Source organism: Petrachloros mirabilis (assembly GCF_975968855.1).
In genome coordinates, this window is the sequence record NZ_CDLUDY010000033.1 from 1 (window position 1) to 7,023 (window position 7,023).

Consider the following 7,023-nt stretch of genomic DNA (forward strand, 5'->3'; position numbering starts at 1 on the left):
CCGCGGCATGCTTCTTCCTGAGCGCTAGCGCACGTCGCTTTCGCTGCTCTCGCTTTAATCGCTTGTGCAAACTCCGCAGTGCGGCATCGCCTTCAGGATTGCTGTGCCCTGCAAGTTTGGCTGCGATCTTCTTCTTCAGTCGCGCCTCGTCCGATTCCTCTGCCCTCTTCTTAGCCATTGAGCGTCCGCCTCCGTTATAGGATCAAGAGAATCTGTTGCATGCGCTATACGTGTAACCAGATTGGGGAGTCTAGTGGAGTGCTTCGCGCACTGTCAACTCAGGAAGGCGCCCGTTTGATTAGCTCAACGCAAGAGCAGCGACTTCAGTGTGTGCCGTGTGATCGGCTGCGAGCATAGCGGAAATACTGCGGATTCTCCGAATGAGCCAGATATCACCGGGAAGAGGCCTAACTGCATGGCTCAGGACAGCAGCTTCGCGTTCATCATTATTATTGGCCGTCCCAGGGCGGAGAGAAAAGAGCCTTCCCGATGCAATATCTGAAGCAACGAGGTTCTCCAAATTGCGATCCCCGACAATTTCCACTTCAATGATCGCAAGCCCGCCTTGCTCCATGCCCAGAGTAAGCGCGGCGGCATGGGAAAGGTCCAGGATCCTCCCATTAGCATAAGGGCCACGGTCGGTAATCCGAACATGGACGTGCTTGTCATTGGTTAGATTGACAACGCGAACAATACTACCTAGTGGCATGGTTCGATGGGCAGCAGTCAAGGCTTCCATATCATATATTTCACCATTGGCAGCTTGCCTACCATGGAAGGGAGCCCCATACCAGGAGGCAACGCCTCGATCCTTGATTCCCACATCGAATCTTGCGTCGCCTTTTGGAATCCAAGAACAGGCGCTTAAGAGCCCTATGGTTCCCAGCGCACTAAAAAGAAGCAGTTTACTGGCTGGTCTCATCATGCCTTGATTCATTTTCAACCTCTGTGTTGCTTGGTTGAACCGACAACCTGTCATTCCATGATCTGTCGGTCTCAAATCTAAGCCCACAGTGCCACCCACACAATACCGAAACCGTAGCCCTTACCCCCTACCTTTTCCCCAGAGAAAAAAGACTCGTCCTTCAAATTTATGTACAGAAATGAACTATTTGACCGCCCAGACAATCTCATATTACGTACCGCAGCCGATCTTAGTCAACCGCCGAAAAGACCCTCACCCCTTGACTCGAATCAGTTGCGCCAAGACCCCGGTCTTCGTCTTGGTATACGTCAACCAAACCGATTCCCCTTCCCACAGATTCTTCAATGCCACTCGCTTACGCCCTCTGAAAACCTTCGTCTGAGCATTCACTATCGCTCCGACGGTCATGTGGTCTCGTGGCCCTAAAGGAGTCCTAACCACGACCAACTGGGGAATCTGATTTAGGGTAATGGCAACGATTGTCCCCTGGACCTTGTAGACACGGCTTTGCTTCGCCTCGATTGCCATGGGAACAATCCAACCGAGCGCTGATAACACCAGCACGAGAAATGCCTTGCGCCAACGGCGAGCATCGACCGGCAGACTCATCTCAATATGCGGGATCATCTTTCAGAGGCAGAGCGAAAGGTTTGGACCCTAACAAGAGGGGCTCGCCTCTGTAAAGGTTTCAGGTTCTGTCTCGATATTGACTGGCCCCCACGGCCTGAGTAAGATGACCGATCGTGATGGATCAAACGACCACCGTCAGCCCACCCCTGTAGCCCTCGTGAATATCATTCGGTTACCAGGCGTATCCCCAACAGTTATATGATTGAAGTTCAACAAGTTACCAAGCGATACGGACAACATACCGCAATCGATCGCGTAACCTTTTCCGTGGCTAAGGGTGAGGTATTGGCATTCCTGGGTCCGAACGGGGCCGGGAAAACAACCACTATGCGGATTCTCACTTGCTTCATGCCGGCTACGGAGGGGACTGCGAAAGTGGCGGGTTTCGACTGTGCGGATCAGCCCTTAGAGGTGCAGAAACGGATCGGTTATCTGCCTGAAACCCCACCGGTGTATCAGGAATTAACTGTCTCAGAATACCTCCAGTTCGTCGGCCGCCTGCGTGGCCTCTCCGCCTTGTCCCTCACAAGTGCGATTGCACGGGAGGTCGAACGGCTTGGATTAGGACAAGTTCAGCACCGATTGATTGGCAACCTGTCGCGCGGGTTCCGGCAAAGGGTCGGACTGGCGCAAGCGCTCTTGCATGATCCACCCATCCTGATTCTGGACGAACCAACCGTCGGCCTTGATCCCAAACAGATCATTGAAATTCGGGAGTTAATCAAAAGCCTAACCGGCTCGCACTCGGTAATTTTGAGCACACATATCCTTCCTGAAGCCACTGCCGTCTGCCAGCGTGTCGTCATCATTAATGGAGGACGGATCGTTGCTGAAGATACGCCGGAGCAGTTATCGGCCAGGCTCCGTCATTCGGAAAAGATCGCCCTGACGGTCACACGCCCGCCGGCGGAGGCTGAAACCAAACTTCAACAGATCCCGGGAGTGCAACACGTTCACCCCAATGGGCCGGCCGGACACTACCTCCTCGAATACCAATTGGGGCAGGACATAAGGGAAGAAGTCGCTCGGCTCGCCGTGACGGGGGGCTGGGGACTCGTGGAATTGAAATCCATTTCCATGACGTTGGAAGACGTTTTCCTCCGTCTTACCAGGCACGAAGAGGGGCTCGCACAAACCCAAACGGATTCAGAAGAAGGCGTCGCGGCATCGGCGCCGGAGGCGAACGCATGACGCCGGTCCAAGCCCTTATCGCCAAGGAAGTCCGTTCCTACTTTGTATCTCCCGTGGTCTACGTCGTCGGAGCCGTTTTCCTGCTCATCGTGGGCCTGCTGTCGTACCTATATATCGTCTTCGCCGGAGCCCAGGCGATCCAGCTTATGCAGATGCAGGGCCAGGCTCAGATCAACCTAAACGATCTCGTCTTCCGCAACCTCTTCGCCAGTATCCGCTTTGTCCTGCTGATTATTCTCCCTATCCTCACGATGCGCCTTTTCGCGGAAGAGAAAAAGCTCCGGACCTTCGAATTTCTTATGACTTCGCCGATCGGCCTCAACGAGATCGTCGCGGGCAAGTTTATGAGTGTTTTCCTTATCTTTCTCGGATTGCTCGGCCTTACAGGCCTGATTCCCCTAACACTCTCCCTTTTCAGCGACTTCGATTGGTACCCAATCTTCACCGGTTATTTGGGGCTGACTCTATTGGGAGCGCTTTTCCTTGCCGTCGGCCTCCTCGCCTCGGCCCTTACGGAAAATCAAATAGTAGCCGCATTCGTCAGCTTTGGCCTCTTGCTGTTTCTTTGGCTCTTAGCAGGCCTTGGGTCGCTCCTCGGAGATACTACGGCAGGGCAAATCATCTCCCACATCTCCTACATGGACCACTATGAAAAACTGGTGCGGGGCCTCATCGATACAAAGGACCTCGTCTATTTCGGCAGCGCTATCGTCTTGATGCTCTTCCTCGCACACCGGGTTGTGGATTCCGCCAGGTGGAAATGAGCCTTCGCACACTTCCTCTCGGTATTATCGGGATCACTCTCGCCGTAAGCGGCGTGATCGGTTACAGCCTCGCACCAGACAAACTGTGGATCGTCACTGCGGTGGAAGCCTTGGCGCTGGCCTGCTTGGTTGTGTTCTTCATCATCCATTTCAAAACGTTCAAGGCTTTCTCGGCACGCCGTTCCACCAGGATGGGCACCAATAGCCTGCTCATGGTGCTGTTTTTCATCAGCATCCTCGCCATCGTAAATTTCCTGGCCGCCCGCCATTCCGTCCGGTGGGACCTGTCGGAGAACAAGAACTTTTCCCTAGCGCCTCAGACCCATCGAGTCATCCGGAGCCTCCCGCGCGACGTGAAGATTACCGTATTCACCCGGGAGAAAGATCCCGGCTATCAGTCCTATAAAGAGCGCCTCGACAGCTACCGGCAGGCCAGCGCGAAAATCACTGTGGAATTCGTCGATCCCGAACGCCAGCCGAAGCTCGCCCAGAGCTACGGCGTGACGCGAACCGACACGGCAATCTTCGAAAGCGGGACGCAGACGATCCGCGTGACCAACCCCTCCGAAGCGGAACTGACCGGGGCGCTGATACGAGTATCTAAAGACGACAAAAAGCGCATCCTCTTTCTGGAGGGCCACGGGGAACCGAGCTTTGAGGATCGTGAACGCACCGGGCTCTCACAAGCCAAAGAAATCTTGACGAAGCAGGGCTACAACGTGGACACCCTCAGCCTGCTCACGCAATCCGAAGTTCCTGAAGGCACTGAGATCCTGGCCGTGGTCGGGCCGAAAAAACCGATCACCACCGATGAACTCGACCGCATCCATACCTATGTACAGAAGGGCGGCCATCTGCTTCTCATGATCGATCCCGAGACGCAGGCTGATGTTGCCCCGCTCCTGACCCGTTGGGGGCTCGCACTCGGTCCCGGCGTGCTCGTCGATCTACAAGATCGTTTGGCCGAGGGCGACCTGACTGCGCTCCTCGTCCGTACCTTTACAGAGCATGAAATCACGCAGGACTTGAACGCCGCCGTGCTGTTTCCACTCGCCCAGCACGTCAGCTTCAACGAGCAGGCCGGCAAGGATTGGGACTTTGTCCCCCTCGCGCGCACCTCGCCAAACAGCTGGGCCGAGACTGACCTCAAAGGCCGCGTCGTAAGCCTCAGCGAAAAGGAAGACATTAAGGGCCCATTGCCGATGGCGGCGGCCCTCGCACCAAAGTCGGCGCCGGAAGAAGGCAAACCCAAACCGGCCATCGTAGTCATCGGCAACGCAACCTTCGCCTCCAACGCTTTCGTCAACTTTCCTGGCAACACCGACTTCTTCCTCCACACCGCCGCCTGGCTTGCCCAGGACCGCGAGATGATTGCCATCGGCCCCCGGGACCAGGCGCTTCGCCCCTTCGTGCCGAACCCGATCCAAGAACGGGCCCTACTCTACATTCAGGTGATCTTCCTCCCGGCTTTGCTCCTCATCCTGGGCATCAACGTGTGGCGCAAACGCCGGCGCTTATAAAGGGAGCAGGCATGCGGTATTGGCCAACAGTAGTTATGGCCGTCGTCCTTGCCGGTCTCGGCCTATACCTTTACACGGTCGAATTCCCCGCCCAGCAGTCGGAAGAACAGGCCGAGATACTCAAAAAGAAAGTCCTCACACTGGACGAGCAGGCTCTCACCTCACTCACGTTCAAGACCGACCGAGAAGAACTCACATTCGAACGCACAGCGGACCAGGGCTGGATGCTGACCGCGCCCCTCAAAACCGAGGCCGACCAGCGGGAACTCCAAAGCCTCATCCGCGCCATCGTCACCGGTTCCGTCGAACGGATTGTCGAAGAGCACCCGAAAGCTTTGTCACCATTCGGCTTGGAGAAACCTGTCACGACCCTCATCATTAAGGCCGGCGACCAGGAAGAAACTCTCTCCATCGGCGACAGCGGCCCGCTGTCCTCCACGCTTTACGTCCTCCGCAGCTCGGATAACAGCGTGCTCCTCACCGATCTCGCGCCCAAAGACTTTGTCAACAAATCGCTCATGACGTTCCGGAGGAAGGATATCCTCCACATCACGCAGGGAGAAATCGATCGCATTCGACTGACCTATCCGACCACCGAGATGGTGCTCTACAGGATCAGCGACAAACCCAAACCCAAATGGAAGATTCGCTATCCGGTGGAAGCGGAGGCAGACCTGAATGAGATCCGCGTCATGCTCTTTCGACTGGAAGACCTCAAGGCGATGGGCATGGTCGATCCGGGACCAGAGCGGGACAATCTGTCCAAAACCCTCGGACCCCCAAAGGTGAAGATCACGTTGCATCAACCGGACGGCGATCAAACCGTCAAGCTGTATCAACCGGACCCGGCCAGCGGCGAAGCCATTGCCGAAACGACCCCGGAAGCCCCCCTCTATAAAATCAATCCCGTCTTCATCAACGACTTCACTAAAGAACTCTTCAACTTCCAGGACAAACGACTCCTCGGCGTCGAACCCGACGACATCGCCATGCTCACTGTAAAGACCCGCACGAGCCAGTTTGCACTGATCCACCAGCATGACGAATGGGTCTTGGAAGAACACCCGACTGAAAAGGTCAACCAGCAGGCGGCTAATCTCTTCGTCAGCCGCGTGGCCAACGTGCCGGCGGAAGAACGGGTCGTCAAGCAAGCCGGGCCACTCGCCCCCTATGGACTGGTAAGCCCGGCGGCGGAATTCATCGCCACGGGAAAAGACGGAAAGATCGCAGGGAAACTATCTATCGGCAACGAGGCCAACGGTCTGGCCTACGCGATGGGCAACCGGCTCCAAGGCATCTACCAAATTCGAGCCGATTTACTGAATCAGATTCCGAAAAAGGATGAGCTGCTGTCTGAATAAAAGAAATACAAGACACATCCACTTCATGACTCACTGCACCCCAACACTTACCTGGACTTTTCAGACCCTATTCAGTATCGTAGCTCCCACGCCCCCGTAGCTCAGTTGGATAGAGCAGCGGTTTCCTAAACCGCGGGTCGCACGTTCAATTCGTGTCGGGGGCACCAATCTTTCAAGCAGTTACGGAAACGGCCTGTAGCGTGACCCTCGACTGTGCTAAATTTGTGCTAACCCGCTCCAGCGCCTCGACCCCATCCCGTAGACTTTCTGGATAGTGATGCGCATACCGCTGAGTCATCTGCGGCGACTTATGACCAAGAAGCCGCTGGACTTTGTAGAGATCCACACCCACTTGGACGATTCGCGTAGCGAAGGTGTGCCGCAGATCATGGAAATGAAAATCTTCGATCTTGGCTTTCTTCACGGCTGACCGGAAGGCCCGTCTCAGATTCGGCCCATCGAGTGGCGTACCCACTTCGCTCCAAAACACATACTCGACCATTGCCGGCTTCACACGTGACCGATACATCAACAAGTCCGTGACCGTCCGGTTGAGCGGAATGGTTCGGCGCTCTCCATTCTTCGATTTGAAGACGGTCAGCGTGCGTCTCGACAGATCCACCGCCTGCCAC

Annotated in this window: 7 protein-coding genes and 1 tRNA gene; 5 read left to right on the forward strand and 3 right to left on the reverse strand. The window is 55.6% G+C overall.

Annotation, left to right across the window (positions count from 1 at the left end):
• Positions 1–298: 298 nt before the first annotated feature.
• Together ACWVCN_RS01280 and ACWVCN_RS01285 are read right to left on the reverse strand one after the other, a co-directional pair.
• Positions 299–925 (reverse strand): septal ring lytic transglycosylase RlpA family protein, encoded by a 627-nt coding sequence (locus tag ACWVCN_RS01280; protein ID WP_455243694.1) that lies wholly within the window; start codon positions 923–925, stop codon positions 299–301.
• 252 nt (positions 926–1,177) lie between these two features.
• Positions 1,178–1,534, reverse strand: a complete 357-nt coding sequence (locus ACWVCN_RS01285) for a hypothetical protein (protein WP_455243695.1) — start codon at positions 1,532–1,534, stop codon at positions 1,178–1,180.
• Positions 1,535–1,753: 219 nt separating this feature from the next.
• Between ACWVCN_RS01285 and ACWVCN_RS01290 the strand changes: the two genes are divergently transcribed.
• The 5 genes from ACWVCN_RS01290 (at position 1,754) to ACWVCN_RS01310 (ending at position 6,558) form a co-directional block, all read left to right on the forward strand.
• A complete protein-coding gene (locus ACWVCN_RS01290) occupies positions 1,754–2,746 on the forward strand; it encodes an ABC transporter ATP-binding protein (RefSeq protein WP_455243696.1) in 993 nt (330 codons plus the stop codon).
• Positions 2,743–3,510, forward strand: a complete 768-nt coding sequence (locus ACWVCN_RS01295) for an ABC transporter permease (RefSeq protein WP_455243697.1) — start codon at positions 2,743–2,745, stop codon at positions 3,508–3,510. Before ACWVCN_RS01290 ends, ACWVCN_RS01295 begins: the two co-directional genes overlap by 4 nt.
• On the forward strand, positions 3,507–5,030 hold the full coding sequence (locus ACWVCN_RS01300; protein WP_455243702.1) for a GldG family protein: 1,524 nt from the start codon (positions 3,507–3,509) through the stop codon (positions 5,028–5,030). The genes ACWVCN_RS01295 and ACWVCN_RS01300 overlap by 4 nt, the downstream gene beginning before the upstream one ends.
• Positions 5,031–5,041: 11 nt before the next feature.
• Positions 5,042–6,391, forward strand: coding sequence for a DUF4340 domain-containing protein (locus ACWVCN_RS01305; protein WP_455243698.1), 1,350 nt, complete (start codon positions 5,042–5,044; stop codon positions 6,389–6,391).
• Positions 6,392–6,481: 90 nt separating this feature from the next.
• Positions 6,482–6,558: transfer RNA gene (locus ACWVCN_RS01310), tRNA-Arg, on the forward strand.
• Between the two features lie 5 nt (positions 6,559–6,563).
• On the opposite strand, the gene ACWVCN_RS01315 is transcribed toward ACWVCN_RS01310, so the two are convergent.
• The coding region (locus tag ACWVCN_RS01315) for a tyrosine-type recombinase/integrase (RefSeq protein ID WP_455243700.1) at positions 6,564–7,023 on the reverse strand (460 nt) is incomplete at its 5' end.